The organism is Brenneria uluponensis, assembly GCF_032395385.1.
GTDB lineage: Bacteria > Pseudomonadota > Gammaproteobacteria > Enterobacterales > Enterobacteriaceae > Prodigiosinella > Prodigiosinella aquatilis.
The window spans coordinates 1,436,291-1,460,168 of sequence record NZ_CP135917.1 but is presented as its reverse complement, the minus strand read 5'-3'; the positions used below and the strand labels follow the sequence as shown (position 1 = coordinate 1,460,168).

Here is a 23,878-nt window from a genome sequence, read left to right as displayed (position 1 = left end):
TCATCCGGCAGTTGCCCTTTCGATAACACCGGTTGTTCTGATCAACTTCAGCCCGCGATTGCGCGTTCAGCCAATGCTTCAACGCGATGAATTGCCTGATGAATCATATCCTCAGTGACACTAAATGGCAGGTTGGCCATATCCGGTGCCACTACCGATGCCCGGACAATGGTCTTCAATTCATCCTCCGTCAGGTCTGGACAGATGTCAGCCAGCGCTAACGGCACCGCACAGACACGCGCCAGCCGGATAGCCTCCAGCAACTCGTCATCGCCGCGTTGTTCCAGTGCCAGCAAGCACAGATTACCGAACCCCACCAGCAAACCATGGCCAAACTCACGGGTCTTGTCACACGCCGTAAACCCTTCATACAACGCATGAGATGCCGCCGCGTGAGCGCCACTGGCCATCAACGACGTCAATCCGGCAAACAGGAAGATGGCATCCAGCACCTGGTCCAACGCATCGCTGCTTTTTCCGGCATTCACCGCCTGACAGGCTTCGGCACCATAGCGGTTAATCAGTTGAAAACAGATTTCGCTGTTGGCCCGGGAAGAGGCCGCAAACCCGCTGTCGTTACGACCGGTATCAATCGCTCTGAATTCGTACCATTTGGCCAGAGTATCGCCCAGCCCGGCGGCCAACCAGCGTAATGGTGCTCGTGCCAGCAAGCCACTGTCGATCACCACGGCGGCCGGGGCAACAGACAAATGGTACAGATCGTGGAAATGGCCGTCATCGTGGTAACGAACCGACAACGGTGTAACAGCGGCACAGGTGGCCGCGATAGTCGGCAAGGTCACCACCGGGATGGCGCACTGGAATGCCACCGCCTTGCCAGTATCCAGCGCTTTGCCACCGCCCACGGCCAACAACACATCACTGCCGGTTGCACGCACCCGCTCACACAACCGCTCAATCTGGCTGATACTGCAATGCCCGCCAGACCACTCCTCCGCTGCCAGCTCTACATCTGCCTGCTGCAACTGCCCGCGAATCAGCGCTTCCGTGGCGGCCAATGCCTTTTTGCCCCCAACCACTAACACCCGTGTACCCAATCGGGCGCACAATGTTCCCAGTTGCTGGCTTACACCGGCCCCACGCAGTACGGTAGCAGGGAAAAAAACCTGTTGTATCATAATCCTTCCTGTGATCTGCCTTATAAATGCACGTTTCGAAACAAAACCTTAATCAGACAAACTTTATGCCATATTCACACCCTACGGGTACAGCAAGTATCACTGGATACGGTAACAGTATCGACACAACCTCGGTTCACTGCTTATTTTAACATCGGCAAATTCAACTGATACTCCACCGTACAGGCTTTGCGGCATCATATCCCGCATACCAACCAGCGTGATGCAAACTGCTCGGCGCTAGCGGCGGTATCCATCAGTGCGTCAGAGCTTGTCGGGTTTCACTGCGAATCTCTTCGGTAACCTGCGCTTTCAACGCCATGAACGCCGGCGACGTTTTCAGGGTATAGTCACGAGGCCAGGGGAAATCCACCGCCACTTCATGTTTAATCTGTCCCGGCCGGGCGCTAAAAATCGCTACTTTGTTCGCCATGAAAATGGCTTCATCAATGTCATGAGTGACAAACAGCACCGTCTTGCGTGATGACTCCCAAACTGACAACAAGAGCTCCTGCATCATCACCCGGGTCTGGTTATCCAGCGCACCAAACGGTTCGTCCATCAGCAACACTTTTGGATCGTTAGCCAATGCGCGGGCAATGGCAGTACGCTGCTGCATCCCACCGGACAGTTGGCGTGGGTAGTGATGTTCAAAACCACGTAACCCCACCTGATGAATATAATAATGACTGCGCTCTTTTTGTTGTGCTTTACTGACACCGCGCTCCTGTAAACCAAAGCAGATATTTTCCTGCACCGTCAGCCACGGAAACAGCGTGTAACTCTGGAACACCATGCCGCGATCAGCACCCGGCCCATCGACCAGGCGGCCATCCAGCCACACTTCACCACGGGTCGGTTCATCCAACCCGGCGATGATCCGCAGCAGCGTCGATTTACCGCAACCGGAAGGACCGAGAATAGTGATAAAGTCATTCTCATTCACCTGATATTCAATCGGTTTCAGTGCCTGGATAGTTTCGCCTTTCGGCCCGGTGAAAACCCGCTCAACCTGGCGTACGGATAATTTACTGTATTTCATCGCAACGCACTCCAGGCAAATAACCGGCGGTTAGCGGCTTTAAACAGAAAATCAGACAGCAAGCCAATACAGCCGATCACAATAATGCCGAAGATGATTTGTCCGGTATTGAGTAGTGCCTGACTATCGACAATCATATGGCCAATACCGCTGGAAGAGCCTATCAGCTCCGCTACAATGACATAGGTCCAGGCCCATCCCAGCACTAACCGCAACAGTTCGGCGATATCCGGCGCAGCGCCGGGAATCAATACTCGTCGCACAATACTGCGACTGGAACACCCCAGTGTATAGGCCGCTTCCACCAGATCACGACGTGCAGTGCCGACGGTGACGGCCACCATCAAGACAATCTGGAAAAAGGAACCGATGAAAATCACCAGTATTTTCTGCATTTCGCCGATCCCCGCCCATAGGATCAGCAAAGGGATGAAGGCTGATGCCGGCAGATAACGGCAGAACGAGACAAACGGCTCAAAAAACGCTTCCACCAGCTTATAAGCGCCCATCAGAATCCCCAGCGGGACGCCAATAATGGCCGCCAATAGAAATCCAGCCAGGACGCGCATTACCGTCATGCCGATATCCAGCGAGAAGTTGTACTCCGTAAACAGCAGTACGCCTTCATGCAGCATGGTCAGCGGATCGGCCAGAAATGTGGGTGATACGGCGCCACCGAATGTCACCAGTGACCAGATAGCGACAAACAGCACAAAGAAAGCGACCCCCAGCGTCCAGCGTAGACGGGAAGAGACCGGCCTCAGCGGCACCATCAGCGGATTATGTACGCGCGACGCGGCGTCCGGCAGAGCAGTTGGCGTTTGGGGCGCAGCATTGACCGCACTGGTGAAACTATTCACATCAGACTCCTCCATGGTCATTTCACATAACTGGCGTCATACAGGGTGGAAATATCTGGTTTTTTGCGAATAACTTTCGCTTCCAGCAGTAGTTTGGCGGCTTCATTGCTGAACTGTTGAATTTCGCCGTTGAAAAAGCGGCGGTTCTGCTCACGATCCTGCCAACGCAGATAACTGGCGGACTGAGCAAATGCCTTGCCGGTCGATTTCACTGCCGCGCCCATGATTTCATAGGATTTCTCCGGCTGTGATTTGATCATCGCCAGCGCATCGAAATAGCTTTCCACCAGCGCTTTCCCGGCCTGTGGATTCTGCTGCAAAAACGCCGGTGTACAACCCAGCGTGTCCATCACCATCGGATAATCCAGCGTGGTGGCCAGAATTTTGCCCGCTTGAGGATGCTGACGAATAGTGGAAAGGTACGGTTCGTAGCTCATCGCTGCATCATTCTGGCCCGCGATGAATGCTTGCGCCGACGCCTGCGGTGACAGTGTGGCCATCTTCACATCTTTCATACTCATGCCATTTTTATCCAGCATCCAGGCCAGCGCAAAATATGGCGAGGTGCCCGGCGCGTCCACACCAATGGTTTTGCCTTTCAAATCCTGAATACGCTTGATGTCATTGCGTACCGCCAGACCATCCGCACCATAAGATTTATCCAGTTGAACGATTTGTTTGAGTACCACACCGCTGGCCGCCCAGGAAACATAGGTTTCCACCGTAGTCGCCGCACACTGAATAGCGCCTGACGCCACCGCCAGATGGCGATCTCTCTGCGGAATCATTTTCATATCCACATCCAGACTATGTTTTTTAAAGATCCCGGCTTTATCAGCCAGCGTCAGCGGCGCGAAGCCCGTCCAGCCAGAGATGCCAATGGCGACCGGTATCTCTGCGGCACGGGTAACAAATGCAACCGAAAGGCAGGCTATCATCAGGGATGTTTTCCAACTGGCGCGGTGTAGTGGTGTACTCATTTTCCTGCTCCTGTCGATAAAGAGTGGCTCGAAAACTCAAGTGTATAGTCTTGTCTATACAAGCAATGGTTGTGCCAGCTTTCTTTAGCTGGCGCAATCGCTCTCGGCATACTCGACACAGTCAGTTATCGGGGCCCACACTGCGCAAAAACAGTGCGTCGCGCACCATAAGTAAGCAACGGTTTTATATGGTAATTTAACCCGTTTCGTTCACCGATACTTCTCATCGGCAGTGGTTGTAATATACATAAGAGATCGGTCTACCCAGTTGGGCATCACCGCACAATAATGGCCGCATAGAGCAACAATGCATCATCACTCTGGGGAATGATCGCCGGTGCCTGAGACTGCCACCACATGCCTTCACCCACGGAGAGCATCCGATTGGCTGTCTGCCATCGACCGCGCAGAACGTACACCACACCATCAGTAACCGCAGCAGGAACCTGCGTTTTTGCCACCACCGCGACCGTGGCCCGATGGCTGTCACGCCGCGTCATGATGTTGAAATCCATACTGACGCCACCACACAGATGGGCAACCAGGGTTTGCTCGCCAGCAAAATGAAAAGGGGAGTGAAGACTGAGCCGATGGTGAAAATCCTTACCGCTCAACTCAACACCGTCGCCAGATAACAAGGTAATAATACGATCCACGCCGGGGAAACAGGAAAAGTCACCATCACGGGCAATGGTGGCGATACTGGCCCGCCAGAAAAAATCCCCCGGCGCAGGCGGAATGCGGCAAATCTCACGGGTTTCTCCGCCGCCGTTTTTCCAGGAGCTGACCGGTAAATCCGGCAAAGAGAAAAAGTGCATTACGCCACCTGCCACGCTTTCATTACGTCGATAAACAACCGGTCAAACTCCTCGTCCAACGCATGATGTCCATGATCAATAACCTGTTTTCCCGCCACCCAGACGTCACGGATCTGCTGCTGTCCGCCAGCAAATAACCAGCGGTTAAGCAGTGCTTCATCACTGATGGCGCTGAGCATCGCATCTTCAGTCAGCACCAGCCAATCCGCCCGCCATCCCGTCGCCAATGCACCGACAGGCACACGGCACGCCTGCGCGCCCCCACTCAATGCCTGCTGATACAGCACCGTTCCGACACACGGTTGCTGAGCGGTTACTACCCGGTTTCGACGTCGGTCCCGCAGACGCTGGGCATACTCCAGCCAACGAAGTTCTTCCACCACATTCAGAGAAACATGGCTGTCAGAACCGATTCCCCAGCGCCCACCAAGATCAACATAACGATCCAGAGGGAAAATGCCGTCGCCAAGGTTGGCTTCGGTGGTCGGACATAAGCCCGCCACCGCCTGGCTATGTGCCAGTTGTTTAATTTCATGATCATCAAGATGTGTCGCATGCACCAGACACCAGCGCGCATCAACAGCAAAACGGTTGAATAGCCAGCTCACCGGACGTTCACCACTCCAGGCCAGACAGTCATCCACTTCTTTTTGCTGTTCGGCAATATGAATATGAATTGGCAAATCGCTACCGGTAGCTTCCAGAACATCTTCCATCTGATTCTGGGTAACCGCACGCAGTGAGTGAAAACAGAGACCATGACTAAGCCGCGGATGGTGGCGTACCTGTGCAGCCAGATGTTGTTGTTGTCGTAGATAGTGGTCGACATCCTGAATAAACCGTTTTTGCCCGGCCAATGGGGGCTGCGCACCAAAACCGCTATAGCTGTAAAGCACAGGTAGCATGGTCTGGCCGATACCGGACTGTTCCGCCGCCGCCAGCAGATGGCACAGCATGGCATCGCCTGGGTACGCTTTGCCTTTCGGGTCATGATGCAGATAGTGAAATTCAGCTACCTGACTATATCCGCCTTTGAGCATATCGATATAAAGCCGCGTAGCAATCACCCTGACCTGCTCTGGCGTCAAACGTGCCACCATACGATACATCAGATCGCGCCAGGTCCAGAAACTGTCCTGTGGATCCCCCGCCACTTCAGCCATTCCGGCCATCGCCCGCTGAAAAGCATGTGAATGCAGGTTTGTCATGGCCGGTACCACGATCCCTGACAGGAGGTGGGTGGTTTCGTCGGCAGAAGCATCCCGCGTCACGGTCGAAAACCAACCCTGTTCATCAACATCAAAACGTACATTACGCGCCATACCATCAGGCAACAGCGCACGGGAAGCAAAATAAGCGGGCATGTCACATATCCTGTCAGTGCCATTGTATATACATATACATACACCAAAGCCCACGGTAAATAACATAATGCTTTTTTATGGCTTAACTACCTCTACCGTGTGACCTGCAACGAAAATAAGAAATTCCTATTGCTGTGTGGCTTGCCGAAACAAACCGCTGGCGTATAACTTGTCTATACAAGACTATAACACTAATGGAGCACGCTATGACGCAGCACTGCGACAGCCTGTGGTTCGGGGCTGATCTGGTTACTCTGCGTGATGGCCAGTATCACATCATCAAAGATGGTGCGCTGGCCGTAACGGATGGGCGTATCGTCTGGCTGGGCGAACGCCGCGATATGTCATCCTTTTCTCCCACACACGCTACCGATTTTGGCGGTGGCATCATCACTCCTGGCTTGATTGACTGTCATACTCATCTGGTTTTTGGTGGTGATCGCAGCGGTGAGTTCGAACAGCGTCTGAACGGCGTCAGCTATGCGGATATCGCGGCCCAGGGCGGCGGCATTCTCGCTACCGTCACCGCCACTCGTGCCGCCAATAGTGAAAGTCTGGTACGCTCGGCTCGCTCTCGTCTGCAACCCTTGTTGGCAGAAGGCGTGACCACGATAGAAATAAAATCCGGCTATGGCCTGGATCTCGACAGCGAGCTGAAAATGCTGCGCGTTATCCGGGCGTTGGGTAAGGAAATACCAGCACAGATTCTCGCTACCTGTCTGGCGGCACACGCTATCCCCCCCGAACTGAAGGGACAGGCCGATACCTGGATTGATATCGCCTGTAATCAACTACTGCCCGCCGTGGCCCGTGAAAATCTGGCCGACGCCGTGGATGCGTTCTGTGAACATCTGGCGTTCAGTCCACCACAGGTGGCGCGTCTTTTTGAGGCGGCGAAAGCACACGGACTACCGGTCAAGTTGCATGCAGAACAGCTTTCATCATTACATGGCAGTCAACTGGCGGCCCGATTCACCGCGCTGTCTGCCGATCACCTTGAATACGCCACACCAGACGATGTCGCCGCGATGGCGGCAGCCGGTACAGTCGCCGTTCTGCTGCCGGGCGCCTATTACCTGTTACGGGAAACGCAAACACCGCCAGTCGATTTGTTTCGCCGCTACGGTGTGCCTATGGCTATTGCCAGCGATTGCAATCCCGGCACCTCACCTGCGCTGTCTCTGCGGCTGATGCTAAATATGGCCTGCACTCTGTTTCGTCTGACACCGGAAGAAGCGCTGGCGGGCGTCACTTTGCATGCAGCAAAGGCGCTGGGACTGCAACACAGCCACGGCTCTCTTGAAAGCGGTAAAGTGGCGGATTTTGTGCACTGGCCACTGTCGCGTCCGGCAGAATTGGTGTACTGGTTGGGCGGGCAGCTCGCCTGTACGACAGTTTTCAGAGGAGTAATACGATGATGGAACCTTTTTCTTTTACTGCTGGCGATAGCCCGCTGCTGATCAGTATTCCTCACGCCGGGATCGCACTCACTCCCGAGGTTGCCGACGGGCTGAGTGACGCCGCGCGTCCCTTGCCAGATACCGACTGGCATATTCCACAGCTGTATGCCTTTGCTCACTCGCTCGGTGCCAGCATGCTGGCCGCCACCTATTCGCGGTTTGTTATCGATCTTAATCGACCAGCAGATGATCAGCCACTGTATACCACCGCAACCACCGGTTTATATCCAGACGTCCTGTTTGACGGCACGCCAGCCTTTCAACCGGGGAAAGAACCCCGGCCAGCACAACGCAAAGCGTATCTCGATACCATCTGGCACCCTTACCACCAAAAAATTCAGCAGGAACTGGCCCAAATTAAACAACGGCATGGCTATGCGCTGCTGTTTGACGCCCACTCTATCGCTTCATGCATCCCCCGACTGTTCGACGGCACCTTGCCGGATTTAAATCTGGGCACCAATAACAGCGCCAGTTGTGACGCGAATATTGAGCAGGCGTTGATAACGGTTTGTGAAGCACAGGAGCAGTGGCGTTGGGTGCTTAACGGACGTTTCACCGGCGGCTACATCACTCGCGCTTACGGCCGGCCGGCACAGCACCAACATGCGCTACAACTGGAACTGGCCCAATGTAATTATATGCATGAAACGTTGCCGTTCGACTGGCAGGAAGAAAAAGCCAGTGCCTTACAGACCATGCTGAAAAAAATAATCACGACATTCATGACAACAGCTGAACGCCTTTACCATTGATCACGTTTGTCATTCCGCGGGCTTATCATCGCCGCGGAATGACTGAATCCGAACGATAAAATCACAATAAAGCGTTCGATCACGTCTTTCTCGCAGCATCACGCCTTTTCACCGGTAGGGAAAAATGGTTCAGCAGCGACCATCAAAAGCAATTATGTTGACACAATGCCTGACAGCACGTGCAGGTTCTGACAAAATAGCCGACATTCTCTCCCGTTTTAAAAATGATGGATTTTCTTTCTGATGGTAGCAACGATTATTGATGGTAAAACGATTGCGCAGCAGGTCAAAGACGAAGTCGCTGTGCAGGTAAAACAGCGACTGGCTGAAGGAAAACGCGCTCCGGGCTTGGCAGTCGTGCTGGTGGGAGAGAATCCTGCCTCACAGATTTATGTCGCCAGCAAACGTAAGGTTTGTGAGGAAGTGGGCTTCGTTTCCCGCTCTTATGATTTACCTGCCACAACCACCGAGCCTGAACTGCTGGGGTTGATTGACCAATTAAACGCCGATAAAACCATTGACGGTATTCTGGTTCAGTTACCTCTGCCGGCAGGCATTGACAATACCAAAGTGATTGAGCGCATCGCTCCCGACAAAGATGTGGATGGCTTTCATCCTTACAACGTGGGCCGCCTGTGTCAGCGTGCACCATTACTGCGCCCTTGCACCCCACGCGGTATCGTGACCATGCTGGAACGTTATAATATTGATACCTTCGGGCTAAACGCCGTCGTCGTCGGTGCATCCAATATCGTTGGCCGTCCCATGAGTATGGAATTGCTGCTGGCAGGATGTACCACTACCGTAACCCATCGGTTTACCAAAGATTTACGCCACCATATCGAACACGCCGACTTGCTGGTCGTCGCGGTGGGTAAACCCGGATTTATTCCCGGCGACTGGATTAAACCCGGCGCGATCGTCGTTGATGTTGGGATTAATCGTCTGGAAAATGGGAAAGTCGTCGGCGACGTCGATTTTGAACAGGCGCAGTCACGTGCTTCCTACATTACTCCCGTACCAGGAGGTGTTGGCCCGATGACGGTAGCGACCTTGATTCAAAATACCTTGCAGGCCTGTGAAGAATTTCACGATAACACAACGCGTTAACCTAAAACCTTAAGCAGGAAAGTATGGAAATTTTTCATCTGGAAAATCACCCGCATGTCGAACTGTGCGATTTGCTGAAATTACTGGGCTGGAGTGAAAGCGGCGCTGCTGCAAAACTGGCCATTGCAGCAGGTGAAGTCAGTGTCGATGGACACACAGAAACACGTAAACGCTGCAAAATCGTGGCCGGACAAACCGTCTGTTTCAATGACGCGACGGTAGAAGTCAACGCGTAAAAAAGAAGCCCGGTCAATAAACCGGGCTCCAGATCTGGATGACAAACCTTTTATCGTTCTATACCCGTCATACTTCAAGTTTCAGGTGTGTTGGCTGCGTTCGTTCACCCAAATCACTTATCTGAGTAAGCTCATCGGGATTCACTCTCTTGCCGCCTTCCTGCAACTCGAATTATTTGGGGTATATACCGTTATTTCCGAAACATCCTGAATAAATTCACATATCAAGGATAATGTTCATTGCGCGGCAATGAACGAGTACGATACGAACCATTAATATCAGCAACATCAGCTACTTACGTCGCCAAATGGTTCCCTGTGCCCCATCTTCCAGCACAATCCCCATGTCGTTAAGCCGATCACGGGCTTCATCAGCCAGTGCCCATTTTTTAGCCTGACGTGCATCATTACGCTGCTTGATCAATGCTTCAATTTCACTGACTTCATTCGTGTCAGCCCCAGCGCCATTTTGCAGGAAAAGTTCCGGATCCTGTTCCAGCAGCCCAAGAACTTTAGCCAGTTTACGCAACTCAGCCGCCATCGCATCAACGGCCTGCGGATCTTCCGCTTTCAGTCGGTTAACCTCGCGTGCCATGTCAAACAACACCGAATACGCTTCCGGCGTATTAAAGTCATCATTCATCGCATCACGAAAGCGGGCTTCAAAGACATCGCCGCCTTTCGCTTCTGCATCAGCATTCGTGCCACGCAATGCGGTGTACAGACGATCCAGCGCGGCACGGGCCTGCTTTAAATTTTCTTCGCTGTAATTCAGTTGACTGCGATAGTGACCGGACATCAGAAAATAACGGATGGTTTCCGCATCGTAATACGCCAGCACATCACGCACAGTGAAAAAATTATTCAGGGATTTGGACATCTTTTCCCGATCAACCATCACCATGCCGGAATGCATCCAGTAATTCACATACTCGCCACCATGTGCACAGGTGGACTGGGCAATTTCGTTTTCATGATGTGGGAACATCAGGTCTGAGCCACCGCCATGAATATCAAAATGCTCGCCCAACTGTTTGCAGTTCATGGCGGAACACTCAATATGCCAACCTGGACGACCGTCTCCCCACGGGGAAGACCAGCTTGGTTCACCCGGCTTGGACATCTTCCACAACACAAAATCCATCGGATTACGTTTAACTTCAGCGATTTCGACCCGTGCTCCCGCTTTCAACTGTTCCAGATCCTGACGGGACAAAACACCATAGCCCGGTGCGGTATCCACAGAAAACATGACATCGCCATTTAACGCAACATAAGCGTGTCGGCGAGCAATCAATTTCTCGACCAGCGCAATAATTTCGGCAATATGGCGTGTGGCCCTGGGTTCTTCATCAGGGCGCAGAATATTAAGTGCGTCAAAATCCGCATGCATTTCGGCGATCATTCGGTTGGTCAACTGCTCATAAGATTCGCCATTTTCTGCGGCGCGCTTGATGATTTTGTCATCAATGTCCGTGATATTTCGGACATACTTCAGCGAATACCCCAGATACCGCAGATAACGAGCCACAACGTCAAACGCGACAAAGGTACGTCCATGACCGATATGGCACAGGTCATAAACCGTTATCCCGCACACATACATGCCGACGTTACCAGCGTGGATGGGTTTGAATTCCTCTTTTTGGCGACTCAGGGTATTAAAAATCTTTAGCATCGGGGTATTCCATGATATTCGCAGGATATGAAAATCACTGTTGGTTCTCAGTGAGAAAAAAATAAACGCTTTCTGGGTGTATTACCCAACAGTGTATTGAAACCTGAACCCTGCTCTATTGCAAGCGTACAAGTGCAAGACCGATACCTTGTCGGCGCGCTATTTCCTATTGAGCGTAACATACTTAATCTTCAGCAAAACTGATCATCACAGAGATAAAAAAAGCCTGATCACATGATCAGGCCTGATATAAATACTTTCTGTTCCAGACAGAAAATTAACGCCAGCGAGGATTCGACATCACAGAATATTTACCGCTGCCAAGTAATGCGATAACAATCCCGGCAAAGAAATAAACCGCCACATTTTCAGCACCCCAGGCACCGGTTTTCTCCAGCATGAAGAGAGACTCTGGTTCAGCCAGCAACAGTGCCACCACCATCGTGAAACAGAACCCCAACGCAGACAAACGGGTCAGTATTCCCAAAATCATGAACAGAGGGGCAACAACCTCTCCCAGATAGACGCCATAGCCGATAAAGGCTGGAAAACCATGCGCAGTCAACATGCCCTGAATACCGCTGATTCCCTCCAACAATTTATGCGTGCCATGGAACAGCATCAGGATACTGAATGACAAACGAAGAATCAGTTTTCCGCAATCCGGTCGATTTAATAGGCTATTAATCCGGTCAATCATAGTTCATTCATCCTAGTCAGTTAATGTTAACGGGAGTCAATTTCAGTAGCATATAGGTTACGGTTTCAAAAATGTAAAGAATAGTCGTGCTTAGTTAAATTTTAATATGGTATAACTAAAATCTTATTCAATTTAACTATTTTAATTAACAATTTTACTGCAAATAATTTGAATCAATATTCATTAATGGATTACTCTGACGCCATTCCCGGCGTTATCTCTCCCTCTGCTGCTGACGCAACCATTCAGTTATGTTATAAGAGCGCTCTTGATGGCTCACCACCATGATGAGAACATCTTTCCATATCTATCTACCTATGACCAAGTAGGATTTATTACTATGATCACGTTTCATACTAACCACGGCGATATCGTCATCAACACTTTCGCTGATAAAGCACCGATTACCGTAGAAAATTTCCTGAATTACTGCCGTAGCGGTTTTTATGACAACACCATTTTTCATCGTGTAATTAATGGTTTCATGATTCAAGGTGGTGGTTTTACGTCGGGCATGGAGCAAAAAAAGACCAACGACCCTATCAAAAACGAAGCCAACAACGGCTTGAAAAACACCAGTGGTACACTGGCGATGGCACGGACGAATGATCCGCATTCCGCTACCGCACAGTTTTTCATCAACGTCGTGGATAACGATTTCCTGAACTTCCGTTCAGAGCAGGCCGATGGCTGGGGTTACTGCGTATTTGCTGAAGTGGTCGACGGTATGGACGTCGTTGAAAAGATCAAAACCGTAGCAACAGGTCGTAGCGGTATGCATCAGGATGTGCCAAAAGAAGACGTTGTGATTACTCACGTGACTATTAGCGAGTAATTCCTGCTGCATGGCAACGTTATTTATTGGCGATCTGCATTTAAGCATTCATGAACCGGCGGTTACTGCCGGTTTTCTGCGTTTTATACGTGAGGATGCTTCTCAGGCGGATGCACTTTATATTCTTGGCGATTTATTTGACGCCTGGATCGGTGATGACGACCCACAACCTCTGCACCTGGTTGTTGCACAGGCTTTGCAGTCATTACACCAACAAGGCGTTCCCTGCTATTTCATTCATGGCAACCGGGATTTCCTGCTGGGCAAGGTTTTCGCCGGCCAGAGCGGTATCACATTGTTGCCGGAAGAAAACATGATAGAACTGTATGGTCGCCGTTTTCTCGTGTTGCATGGCGATACATTATGTACCGACGATCAGGATTATCAACGCTTTCGCCGCCGGGTACACAACCCATTAATACAACGTCTGTTTCTGCTGCTACCACTACGTATACGTCTGCGTATTGCCGCCAATATGCGGGCAGCCAGCCAACGAGCCAACCAAACCAAGTCTATGCAGATTATGGATGTCAATCCACAGCAGGTAATAGCGCGCCTACGGCACTATCAGGTTGACGGCATGATTCATGGCCATACTCATCGCCCGGAGATTCACGTCATCAGAGCGGAAGGCATCACCGCGCAGCGGGCCGTGCTCGGTGCCTGGCATCATCAGGGTTCAATGATCAAAGTTACCCCGCAGGATATCGAACTGATTTCTTTTCCTTTCTAAGCTGACGTTTTAGCGTCGTTTTCACTGAAACTCCCTTTTTCATCGTTACGCAACCGTTTTCCTTGCTATGGGCTCATGGTATGCTCTACGCCCTCGCTGGCAGAGCCCATATGGCTGGCTGGCGATGCTGCACATCACCATGCGCAATCTATAGGCGCCATGCACAATCACAGGAGCATTACAGGCATGTCATCCAACGCCGCCCCGGCCAAAATCGCCATCGTTATGGGTTCAAAGAGTGACTGGGCCACCATGCAGTTTGCTGCGGAAATCCTCACTACACTGCATCTTCCCTATCACATTGAAATCGTCTCTGCACACCGTACACCCGATAAACTGTTCCGTTTTGCAGAACAGGCCGCGGGAAACGGCATTGATGTCATTATCGCTGGCGCGGGTGGTGCAGCTCATTTACCGGGTATGCTGGCAGCCAAAACACTACTTCCCGTACTCGGTGTACCGGTACAAAGTGCTGCGTTGAATGGCGTGGATAGTCTTTACTCTATCGTGCAGATGCCGCGAGGTATTCCAGTCGGAACGCTGGCGATCGGTAAAGCAGGCGCCGCTAATGCAGCACTGCTGGCCGCCCAGATTCTGGCTCTGCACGACAGTGCTCTGGCATCCCGGCTGGCCGGCTGGCGTCAGAGCCAGACCGATGACGTCCTCAACCATCCCGATCCACGGGAGGATGCATGAAGCCTGTTTGCGTTCTTGGCAACGGCCAGTTGGGCCGCATGTTACGTCAGGCTGGAGAGCCGTTGGGTATCGCCGTCTATCCGGTTGGCCTGGATGCCGAACCAGAATCAGTACCGTTTCAACACAGTGTCATTACCGCGGAAATAGAGCGCTGGCCGGAAACGGCATTGACCAGAGAATTAGCCCGACACACTGCTTTCGTCAATCGGGATATTTTCCCTTTGTTGGCCGACCGTTATACCCAGAAAAGATTGCTGGACGAACTGAAACTCGCCACCGCTCCCTGGCAATTACTTGCCAGTAGTGATGAATGGTCATCCATTTATTCAGCTCTCGGTGAACTGGCCATCGTCAAACGCCGTGTGGGCGGCTACGATGGCCGGGGTCAGTGGCGCCTGCACCCCGGTGAAGAAACTGCTCTGCCGGCCGACTGCTATGGAGAGTGCATCGTTGAACAGGGTATTCATTTTTCAGGTGAAGTGTCACTGGTTGGTGCCCGTAACACACAAGGTCAATGTGTATTCTATCCTCTGACCCACAACCTGCATCAGGACGGTATTCTGCGTGCCAGCGTCGTATTACCCACACCACAACCGCATCTGCAACAACAAGCGGAACTGATGCTTTCGGCCATTATGAACCGGCTTGGTTATGTTGGCGTGATGGCAATGGAGTGCTTTATCGTCGGAGAACGGCTGTTAATTAATGAACTGGCGCCACGGGTGCACAATAGCGGACACTGGACACAAAACGGGGCTTCTATCAGTCAGTTTGAGCTGCATCTGCGCGCCATTCTGGATCTGCCACTTCCGTTACCGGTAATCACTGCACCTTCCGTGATGGTCAATCTGATTGGCACGGCAGTAAATACCGATTGGCTGGCCTTACCGTTGGTACATTTACATTGGTATGAGAAAGAGGTCCGTCCGGGGCGTAAAGTCGGTCACCTGAATCTCAACCATCCTGACAGTGCCCAATTGTGTCAGACCTTACAGTTACTGGCACCTTTACTATCAGAAGAGTACCAACCCGGATTACAGTGGGCGCAGCAATCGTTGTCAACGTAATCCCATAGCATAAAAAGGCGGGTACGAACGGTACCCGCTTTTGTGGCGCTCGGTACCACCGAAAGGATCAGCCCGTATCGGAAAACGCAGCTTACGGTTGTGTGTTAAACCACCAGATGTGATTAACATTGTTTTTTTAACGTGACATCATGAAGTTTGGGTCTATTATTTATCCGCTTAATAATTGATTTATTAAAAACATAATCTTACTTAAAACGAATTGATTATTTATTTAGTTAGTTACTTCTCACCTAAAACACTTAATTAACGCATCAACAAAGAGACGTTAGAAATAAATATTTTAAAGTATCATTGTTGATGTTTTATTTTTAATATGGTTTAATTAAAATAATTCTTTTCAATTCATTTATGTGATCACCACAATATTATTTACTGACCGCCACGATATAGAATGCCGCCACACAACAGATTCACTCAATCAACATGATTTTTATCTTTTGTTCATAACTTATCCCTGTATTGGCGATAGGCCGATACTGTACTTTTTATAGTCTGTGTTCACCTAGGAGAAACAAACATGAGCACGATTCAAGAAAGCAGCCAGGTGCTTGAGCAGGCTTCCAGCTGGCGCAAGAGCGATACTGTCTGGATGCTTGGCCTCTATGGTACGGCCATTGGTGCAGGTGTGTTATTTCTGCCCATCAATGCGGGTATTGGCGGCTTAATTCCACTCATTATCATGGCTATTATTGCTTTCCCAATGACCTATTTTTCTCACCGCGCTTTATGCCGTTTTGTCTTATCCGGAAAAAAAGGAGGTGAAGATATTACGGAAGTCGTTGAAGAACATTTCGGCGTCGGCGCTGGTAAATTAATCACTCTGCTTTATTTTTTCGCTATCTACCCGATACTACTGGTTTATAGTGTCGCTATTACCAATACGGTAGACAGTTTTATTACGCACCAGATGCATTTATCTTCACCGCCGCGAGCTATTTTATCGTTAGTATTAATTCTGGCATTAATGTTCATTGTTCGTTTGGGCGAAGCGATGATTGTTAAAGCAATGAGCGTGCTGGTTTATCCATTTGTTGTTATTCTGATGTGGCTGGCGGTATATTTAGTTCCGCACTGGAATACTTCTGTTTTTGAAAATATTTCCTTAACCAATAACACCACGGGCAATGGTTTACTGGCAACCCTGTGGCTGGCTATTCCGGTTATGGTGTTCTCCTTTAACCACTCACCGATTATTTCTTCCTTTGCGGTAGCCAAACGCAAGGAGTACGGCGAAGGCGCTGAAAAGAAATGCTCACGCATTCTCTCTTACAGCCACATCATGATGGTACTGACAGTCATGTTCTTCGTGTTCAGTTGCGTACTGACACTGTCTCCGGCCGAACTGATGGAAGCCAAAATACAGAACATCTCCATTTTGTCCTACCTGGCAAACCATTTTAACAACCCGGTAATGGGCTATCTGGCGCCGGTTATCGCGACCATTGCCATCTCTAAATCGTTTCTCGGTCACTACCTCGGTGCCAGTGAAGGCTTTAACGGCATGGTTGTGAAATCACTGCGCAGCAGAAACAAAATCATCTCTTCAGTAAAACTGAACCGGTTAACAACACTGTTCATGCTGGCCACAACCTGGTTGGTGGCAACATTGAACCCCAGCATTCTGGGTATGATCGAAACACTGGGCGGCCCGGTTATTGCCTGCTTGCTGTTCCTGATGCCGATGTACGCCATTCAGAAAGTCCCCGCCATGAAAAAATACAGCGGAAAAATAAGCAACGTGTTCGTCACCATCATGGGGCTGATTGCTATCACCGCTATCGTTTATACCCTGTTCGGCTAACCGGAAAGACCATTTCCCACCGTTATTGATGTATGCACCACAACGCCGGTAATCAGACCGGCGTTTCTCAAAGGAATACCCTATGGTCAGCGTATTTGATATTTTCAAAATTGGTATCGGCCCTTCCAGTTCGCATACCGTTGGCCCGATGAAAGCTGGCAACATGTTCACGGATGATCTGGTCAGTAAATCACTTATTTCATCGGTTTCCAGCATTGTGGTTGACGTTTATGGTTCGTTGTCACTAACCGGCAAAGGCCACCACACCGATATTGCCATCATTATGGGGCTGGCGGGAAACTTGCCCGACAGTGTCGATATTGATGCTATCCCGGCGTTTATTCAGCAAGTACAGCAAACCCGTCGACTGCCATTACTCAATGGTCAGTACGACGTCAGCTTCCCATTGGAAACTGCCCTGCGATTCCAGGCGGAAAATCTGCCATTACATGAAAATGGCATGACCGTCAGTGCCTTTAACGCCCAGCAGAAACTGCTATACAGCAAAACCTATTACTCCATTGGCGGTGGTTTTGTGGTCGACCAGGAAAATTTTGGTAAAGTCGTCACTACGGAGGAGAGCGTCCCTTACCCGTTCTACTCCGCACAAAAACTGTTGCGTCATTGTCATGATAACTGCCTGTCACTCTCCGCTATCGTGATGAAAAATGAAATTGCCCTGCATGGACGTGAAACCATCGAGCACTATTTTGCCGAGGTCTGGCAAACCATGCAGAACGGCATTCATCGCGGCATGAATACCGAAGGTGTACTGCCTGGCCCGCTGCGGGTTCCCCGCCGGGCTTCCGCCCTGCATCGCTTACTGTTCATCAATGATCGGTTCTCCAACGATCCGATGGACGGAATGGACTGGGTCAATATGTTTGCCATGGCTGTTGCGGAAGAGAACGCCGCCGGTGGCCGGGTAGTCACCGCACCGACCAACGGCGCCTGTGGAATCGTTCCCGCCGTGCTGGCCTATTACGATCACTTTATTCAACCCGTCACACCCGAGGCGTATCTGCGCTATTTCCTGGCGGCAGGCGCCATCGGCCTACTGTATAAAATGAATGCCTCTATTTCCGGTGCAGAAGTCGGTTGCCAGGGCGAAGTTGGTGTGGCCTGCTCCATGGCAGCGGCAGGTCTGGCTGAGCTGCTGGGAGCCAATCCGGAACAGGTCTGCGTCGCCGCAGAAATCGGTATGGAACACAATCTGGGGCTGACCTGTGACCCGGTAGCCGGCCAGGTACAGGTGCCTTGCATTGAGCGTAACGCGATTGCCGCAGTAAAAGCGATCAATGCCGCCCGGATGGCGATGCGTCGTACCAGCGAACCACGCGTTTCTCTCGATAAAGTGATTGAAACCATGTACGAAACCGGGAAAGACATGAACGCCAAATACCGCGAAACATCACGCGGTGGACTGGCGATCAAAGTCGTGTTGTGTGAATAACACCAGGGAAGTTGTGTAATCGCAGGAAAGTATGGAAAGTACCCGCGCCAGGGATGGCGCAATTCAGACTGGCAAGGAGGATATTATCTGCTCTTTACAAGACCGTGCGTTCTACTGTTGGCCCGATTTTAGCAACCATAAAATGAGTTTGACGACAAAGCACATATCACGGCGATAATGGAGAGATCGCAAAAACGCGGTAAGCGCTTCCCTATAAGCTCTAGCCTCGCTATATCTGGCGCGGGTGTTTTACCCTTTCTACTCATTATCACCGTTCTGACGCTGTACATAGGTTTGTCAGCGGTCTAAATAAAAAATGGCTAATGTTTAAAAGCATTAGCCATTTTTTATGACCGTAAACGGGGCGTTACTTCTTTTCGCTATCCGGTCTGGACCAGATGATATTATTTTCAGCCGCAGAAACATACCAATCCACTGTGTTACTGGAAGGCGGTACAATCGGTTCACTTTTAATGATTTTGGCCGGAAAAACCGGAGCTTTCTTGCGGATACGCAGTGGGGCGCGTTGTTTCCCACCACTCAGTTGCGCATTGAATGACTCCACCTCGGCATCAAACAAAACACCGTCCAACTGATGCAGACGATTCAATCCACGCAAAATACATAACAAACTACTCAGCGTAATGGATTCACCCATTTCAGCGCGCTTGATCGTGGCAATGCCCAGGCCGGCCCGTTCAGCCAAATCGACCTGAGACAGACGTTGCTGGATGCGGGCATCTTTTATCCTCCGGCAAAGCTCGGTAATAATTTCGCTTTCATTCATTGTGTTAAATCTCATGCTGCCCGCCATTTGTAGCCAAGGTTGAAAACACGCACATTTTATCATCAACGCCTCAAAGGGTACTGACAATTACCCAACAACCTGACAGATATTGGATGTACATCAAGTATTCATAAGAAAAACGTATGAAGGCTACCCGAAACGTCCGGTGATGTAATACCACAAGGAATGAAGGAATGAACGCCACGACTTTCCGCCAACCGCTTCCTATCACAATACGATGTATCAGGTGATCAATTCACGCCCGACGCCGATTCAGTAATTTGTTGTTTATCTCTGTCATCTCTATTTTCGTCATTGTGGGTGAGTTATCCTGATCCCAGGATAAAATCGGGTAACATATGCTGCCTTTACACCCATAATATGACAATGGTAAGTCTGTTTACACTTTCGTGCTTATCGTCATAAATCCGCCACAATACAAATAGATAGTAGAACCATATCAGTAAAAATAGTTTAACGGGGTAATAATGAGTCAGGACAAACTCTGCCTAGATAAAGAGTTGAGTTGGTTATCTTTCAATGAACGTGTACTTCAGGAAGCTGCGGATAAAACCAATCCTTTGATTGAGCGCATGCGTTTTCTTGGTATTTACTCCAACAATCTGGATGAATTTTATAAAGTTCGCTTTGCCGATCTTAAACGCCAGATTCTGATTAGCGAAGAAACCGGCTCAGCCAGTGGAATGCGCCACCTGTTAGGGAAAATTCAGGCTCGCGTACTAAAAACCGACCAGCTATTTGACAATCTTTACAATGAGCTCCTGCTGGAGATGGCCCGCAATCAAATTTTCCTGGTGAATGAACGTCAGGTGTCGACCACTCAGCAAGAGTGGCTACGGGATTATTTCAGGCAACATCTACGTCCGCACATTACGCCGATTCTGATCTTGCCCGAAACCAATCTGGTACAGTTTCTGAAAGATGATTACACCTATCTGGCGATTGAAATCATTCGTGGCGAACATACCAATTATGCGTTGCTGGAGATCCCATCGGATAAAGTCCCTCGTTTTGTCGATTTGCCGCCGGAAGCTCCCCGGCGCCGAAAAACCATGATCCTGATTGATAACATTCTGCGTTACTGTCTGAATGATATCTTCAAGGGCTTTTTCGATTACGACACACTCAACGCCTACTCCATGAAAATGACGCGTGACGCCGAATACGATTTGGTCACGGAGATGGAATCCAGCCTGTTGGAACTGATGTCTTCCAGTTTGAAACAGCGACTTACAGCCAAACCAGTACGTTTTGTCTATCAGCGTGACATGCCGGACGCGATGGTGGAATGCCTGCTGGGCAAGCTGGGTATATCCTCTTATGATTCGGTAATCCCGGGCGGACGTTACCATAACTTCAAGGATTTCATCGGGTTTCCAAATGTTGGCCGGGCCAATCTGGTTAACAAACCACTACCACGGTTGCGTCATGTCTGGTTCAGCAAGTTCCGCAACGGATTTGATGCCATTCGTGAGCAAGACATACTGCTTTATTACCCTTATCACACCTTTGAACATGTGCTGGAAATGCTGCGTCAGGCGTCATTCGACCCCAACGTGTTATCCATAAAAATCAATATTTACCGGGTGGCAAAGAACTCCCGTATTATTAATTCGATGATTCATGCCGCACACAACGGCAAAAAGGTCACGGTGGTCGTAGAATTGCAGGCACGTTTCGATGAAGAAGCCAACATCCACTGGGCCAAGCGTCTGACTGAAGCCGGTGTGCACGTCATTTTCTCCGTACCGGGGCTCAAAATTCACGCCAAGTTATTTCTGATTTCCCGTCGGGAAGGGGAAAATATTGTGCGCTATGCCCATATTGGTACCGGTAATTTTAATGAAAAAACGGCCCGCTTATACACCGATTATTCGTTGCTGACCGCCGACGAGCGTATCACCAACGAGGTGCGCCGGGTATTTAACTTCATCGAAAACCCTTATCGCCCAGTCAGTTTTGACCATCTATTGGTTTCACCTCAGAATTCTCGCGCCCGGCTATATCAATTAATCGATCATGAAATAGCCAATGCGGCATCAGGTATTGAGTCCGGCATCACTCTGAAAATCAACAATCTGGTGGATAAAGGACTGGTAGACCGTCTATATGCAGCTTCCAGCGCGGGTGTCAAAATCAATTTATTGATACGCGGAATGTGTTCTTTGATTCCAGAACTCCCCGGAATCAGCGATAATATCCGCGTTATCAGTATTGTGGACCGCTATTTGGAGCATGATCGCGTCTATGTTTTCCACAATGGCGGCGATAAGAAGGTATTTCTCTCTTCTGCTGACTGGATGACACGTAATATTGATTACCGTATCGAAGTCGCGGTAGAAATCCTTGATCAGACACTCAAGGAACGCGTGCTGAAGATTCTAGAGCTGCTGTTCAGCGATACGGTCAAAGCCCGCGTGATCGATAAAGAAATGAGCAATCAATATGTTACCCGCGGTAACCGGCGCAAAGTACGCGCCCAAAGTGCCATCTATGATTATATCAAAGCGCTTGAGCAATCCGGAGAGTAAGCCTGACCCATGCCGTTAATGAATAGTAATACCGAGCAACCTCAGGAATTCGCTGCCATCGATCTCGGCTCCAATAGTTTCCATATGGTAGTGGCCCGCGTTGTCAACGGAGCGCTACAGGTACTAAGCCGTTTAAAACAGCGCGTGCATCTGGTCGGCGGACTGGACAGTAATAACATGTTGAGTGAAGAGTCTATCGAGCGCGGTCTCAGCACGCTGGCCTTGTTTGCCGAACGGTTACAAGGCTTTCCAGCACCCAATGTGTCAATTGTCGGCACTCACGCCCTGCGTCAAGCAGCCAACTCACAAGAATTTCTGCATCGTGCAGCTAAAATAATCCCTTATCCCATTGAAATCATTTCTGGTCATGAAGAGGCCCGTCTGATTTTTATGGGCGTGGAGCATACCCAGCCGGAAAAAGGTCGTAAGCTGGTACTCGATATTGGTGGTGGTTCGACAGAGCTGGTGATCGGTGAAGATTTCGAGCCAATACTGGTGGAAAGCCGGCGAATGGGTTGTGTCAGTTTTGCCAGGCAATTCTTTCCGAATGGCGAGATAAGCGAAAACAATTTTAAACGTGCCCGTTTGTCCGCGGCGCAAAAGCTGGAAACATTATCCTGGGAATACCGTATTTACGGTTGGGATTACGCGCTGGGAGCCTCTGGCACCATCAAGGCAACGCATGAAATTCTGGTCGCTATGGGAGAAAAAGACGGATTGATCACGCCGGATCGGCTGGAAATGTTACGCACTCAGATCCTGCAGTTTAAAAATTTCAAATCCCTCAGTTTGCCCGGACTTATGGAAGATCGTCAGACTGTACTGGTGCCCGGCTTGGCTATTCTATGCGGGATTTTTGATGCGCTCGCTATTAAGGAACTTCGTCTTTCCGACGGTGCTCTGCGCGAAGGCGTCCTGTATGAAATGGAAGGTCGTTTCCGGCATCAGGATATCCGGATCCGTACTGCTCAAAGCCTTGCCAGCCATTACAATATCGACCGTGAGCAGGCTCGACGAGTACGGGAAACTACCGATCTGCTATATGCCCAGTGGGCCAGACAAAGTACAACGCTGGCCAACCCACAGTTGGAAGCCATTCTAAAATGGGCCGCCATGCTGCACGAAGTTGGTCTGGGTATTAATCATAACGGCATGCATCGCCATTCAGCCTATATTCTGCAAAATACAAACTTGCCAGGATTTAATCAGGAACAACAACTGTTGCTATCGCTGATTGTACGTTTGCATCGCAAAGCCATCAAACTGGAAGAGTTGCCCCGCTTCAACCTTTTCAAAAAGAAACAGTACCTGCCGATGGTGCAGCTGCTTCGTTTAGCTACCTTGTTAAACAATCAACGACAAGCCACTACCACGCCGAAAACACTGCGCCTTATAGTCAGTGACAATATCTGGAAACTGTTTTTCCCCAGTGGATTTTTTACACAGAACACGCTGGTACAGCTTGATCTGGAACGGGAACAGGAATACTGGCAAGGCGTGAATGGTTGGAGACTACAGATCGAAGAAGAACAAGCCTGACCAAACTGCCTGGCTGACGGTGCAGTAACCAGGTAACCCGACGCCAGCCAGCAGGAAGTCCATATCTCCTTCGTCTTTCACGTTGCAGAGGTGATGACATCTTCAGTTACTTGGCCCATCTCCGGGCCTCGTGATTCTCATTTCATCGGGATTTTGTTCACAAAGTGCGATCTATCGGTGCTGTTTCCCCATAACTACCTCGCTTTTACTCAACATACATTGACCACACCTCAAGCTTGTGCCTAAATTAAT

21 protein-coding genes are annotated in these 23,878 nt (G+C 50.1%); 12 read left to right on the top strand and 9 right to left on the bottom strand.

Features of this window, described 5'->3' with window-relative positions:
- Window positions 1-47: 47 nt before the first annotated feature.
- The 6 genes from RS889_RS06695 to RS889_RS06670 form a co-directional block, all read right to left on the bottom strand.
- A complete protein-coding gene (locus RS889_RS06695) occupies window positions 48-1,139 on the bottom strand; it encodes an iron-containing alcohol dehydrogenase family protein (RefSeq protein WP_315709908.1) in 1,092 nt (363 codons plus the stop codon).
- A gap of 256 nt (window positions 1,140-1,395) precedes the next feature.
- A complete protein-coding gene (locus RS889_RS06690) occupies window positions 1,396-2,181 on the bottom strand; it encodes an ABC transporter ATP-binding protein (protein WP_021016782.1) in 786 nt (261 codons plus the stop codon).
- Complete coding sequence (locus RS889_RS06685; protein WP_101377545.1) at window positions 2,178-2,954, bottom strand: ABC transporter permease; 777 nt, start codon at window positions 2,952-2,954, stop codon at window positions 2,178-2,180. Before RS889_RS06685 ends, RS889_RS06690 begins: the two co-directional genes overlap by 4 nt.
- A gap of 104 nt (window positions 2,955-3,058) precedes the next feature.
- Window positions 3,059-4,021, bottom strand: coding sequence for an ABC transporter substrate-binding protein (locus RS889_RS06680; RefSeq protein ID WP_315709905.1), 963 nt, complete (start codon window positions 4,019-4,021; stop codon window positions 3,059-3,061).
- A gap of 275 nt (window positions 4,022-4,296) precedes the next feature.
- Window positions 4,297-4,839, bottom strand: coding sequence for a HutD/Ves family protein (locus RS889_RS06675; protein ID WP_315709903.1), 543 nt, complete (start codon window positions 4,837-4,839; stop codon window positions 4,297-4,299).
- The gene (locus RS889_RS06670) at window positions 4,839-6,203 is read right to left on the bottom strand and encodes a formimidoylglutamate deiminase (protein ID WP_315709902.1); all 1,365 of its coding nucleotides are present in this window, start codon (window positions 6,201-6,203) and stop codon (window positions 4,839-4,841) included. The genes RS889_RS06675 and RS889_RS06670 overlap by 1 nt, the downstream gene beginning before the upstream one ends.
- A 206-nt stretch (window positions 6,204-6,409) precedes the next feature.
- Here RS889_RS06670 and hutI point away from each other — a divergent pair, with 206 nt between their 5' ends.
- The 4 genes from hutI to ybcJ all read left to right on the top strand — a co-directional run bounded on the left by hutI (window position 6,410) and on the right by ybcJ (window position 9,764).
- On the top strand, window positions 6,410-7,621 hold the full coding sequence (gene hutI, locus RS889_RS06665) for an imidazolonepropionase (RefSeq protein WP_315709901.1): 1,212 nt from the start codon (window positions 6,410-6,412) through the stop codon (window positions 7,619-7,621).
- Window positions 7,621-8,418 (top strand): N-formylglutamate deformylase, encoded by a 798-nt coding sequence (hutG, locus tag RS889_RS06660; protein WP_315710942.1) that lies wholly within the window; start codon window positions 7,621-7,623, stop codon window positions 8,416-8,418. Before hutI ends, hutG begins: the two co-directional genes overlap by 1 nt.
- A gap of 243 nt (window positions 8,419-8,661) precedes the next feature.
- A complete protein-coding gene (folD, locus tag RS889_RS06655; RefSeq protein ID WP_021016795.1) occupies window positions 8,662-9,528 on the top strand; it encodes a bifunctional methylenetetrahydrofolate dehydrogenase/methenyltetrahydrofolate cyclohydrolase FolD in 867 nt (288 codons plus the stop codon).
- Window positions 9,529-9,551: 23 nt separating this feature from the next.
- Window positions 9,552-9,764 carry a ribosome-associated protein YbcJ gene (gene ybcJ / locus RS889_RS06650; RefSeq protein ID WP_021016796.1) on the top strand — a complete coding sequence of 71 codons (213 nt, stop codon included), beginning with the start codon at window positions 9,552-9,554 and terminating at the stop codon, window positions 9,762-9,764.
- Window positions 9,765-10,056: 292 nt separating this feature from the next.
- Here ybcJ and cysS read toward each other — a convergent pair whose 3' ends face one another.
- The gene (cysS, locus tag RS889_RS06645; protein WP_315709899.1) at window positions 10,057-11,442 is read right to left on the bottom strand and encodes a cysteine--tRNA ligase; all 1,386 of its coding nucleotides are present in this window, start codon (window positions 11,440-11,442) and stop codon (window positions 10,057-10,059) included.
- 277 nt (window positions 11,443-11,719) lie between these two features.
- Window positions 11,720-12,142 carry a DoxX family protein gene (locus tag RS889_RS06640; RefSeq protein ID WP_315709897.1) on the bottom strand — a complete coding sequence of 141 codons (423 nt, stop codon included), beginning with the start codon at window positions 12,140-12,142 and terminating at the stop codon, window positions 11,720-11,722.
- Window positions 12,143-12,482: 340 nt separating this feature from the next.
- Between RS889_RS06640 and ppiB the strand changes: the two genes are divergently transcribed.
- From ppiB to RS889_RS06610, 6 genes are all read left to right on the top strand, one after another.
- On the top strand, window positions 12,483-12,977 hold the full coding sequence (gene ppiB / locus RS889_RS06635) for a peptidylprolyl isomerase B (RefSeq protein WP_315709896.1): 495 nt from the start codon (window positions 12,483-12,485) through the stop codon (window positions 12,975-12,977).
- Window positions 12,978-12,987: 10 nt separating this feature from the next.
- Window positions 12,988-13,710, top strand: a complete 723-nt coding sequence (gene lpxH / locus RS889_RS06630) for a UDP-2,3-diacylglucosamine diphosphatase (protein WP_315709894.1) — start codon at window positions 12,988-12,990, stop codon at window positions 13,708-13,710.
- Window positions 13,711-13,896: 186 nt separating this feature from the next.
- A complete protein-coding gene (gene purE / locus RS889_RS06625) occupies window positions 13,897-14,406 on the top strand; it encodes a 5-(carboxyamino)imidazole ribonucleotide mutase (RefSeq protein WP_315709893.1) in 510 nt (169 codons plus the stop codon).
- Window positions 14,403-15,473: a 5-(carboxyamino)imidazole ribonucleotide synthase gene (gene purK, locus RS889_RS06620; RefSeq protein ID WP_315709891.1), complete on the top strand. Its 1,071-nt coding sequence runs from the start codon at window positions 14,403-14,405 to the stop codon at window positions 15,471-15,473. The genes purE and purK overlap by 4 nt, the downstream gene beginning before the upstream one ends.
- Before the next feature lie 538 nt (window positions 15,474-16,011).
- A complete protein-coding gene (locus tag RS889_RS06615; RefSeq protein WP_315709889.1) occupies window positions 16,012-17,295 on the top strand; it encodes an HAAAP family serine/threonine permease in 1,284 nt (427 codons plus the stop codon).
- 82 nt (window positions 17,296-17,377) lie between these two features.
- A complete protein-coding gene (locus RS889_RS06610) occupies window positions 17,378-18,748 on the top strand; it encodes an L-serine ammonia-lyase (protein WP_315709888.1) in 1,371 nt (456 codons plus the stop codon).
- 367 nt (window positions 18,749-19,115) lie between these two features.
- On the opposite strand, the gene RS889_RS06605 is transcribed toward RS889_RS06610, so the two are convergent.
- On the bottom strand, window positions 19,116-19,550 hold the full coding sequence (locus tag RS889_RS06605; RefSeq protein WP_315709887.1) for a helix-turn-helix domain-containing protein: 435 nt from the start codon (window positions 19,548-19,550) through the stop codon (window positions 19,116-19,118).
- A gap of 473 nt (window positions 19,551-20,023) precedes the next feature.
- On the opposite strand from RS889_RS06605, the gene ppk1 reads away from it, so the two are divergent.
- Both ppk1 and ppx read left to right on the top strand, forming a co-directional pair.
- Window positions 20,024-22,087 carry a polyphosphate kinase 1 gene (ppk1, locus tag RS889_RS06600; protein ID WP_315709886.1) on the top strand — a complete coding sequence of 688 codons (2,064 nt, stop codon included), beginning with the start codon at window positions 20,024-20,026 and terminating at the stop codon, window positions 22,085-22,087.
- A gap of 9 nt (window positions 22,088-22,096) precedes the next feature.
- Window positions 22,097-23,626: an exopolyphosphatase gene (gene ppx, locus RS889_RS06595; RefSeq protein WP_315709884.1), complete on the top strand. Its 1,530-nt coding sequence runs from the start codon at window positions 22,097-22,099 to the stop codon at window positions 23,624-23,626.
- Window positions 23,627-23,878 lie beyond the last annotated feature (252 nt).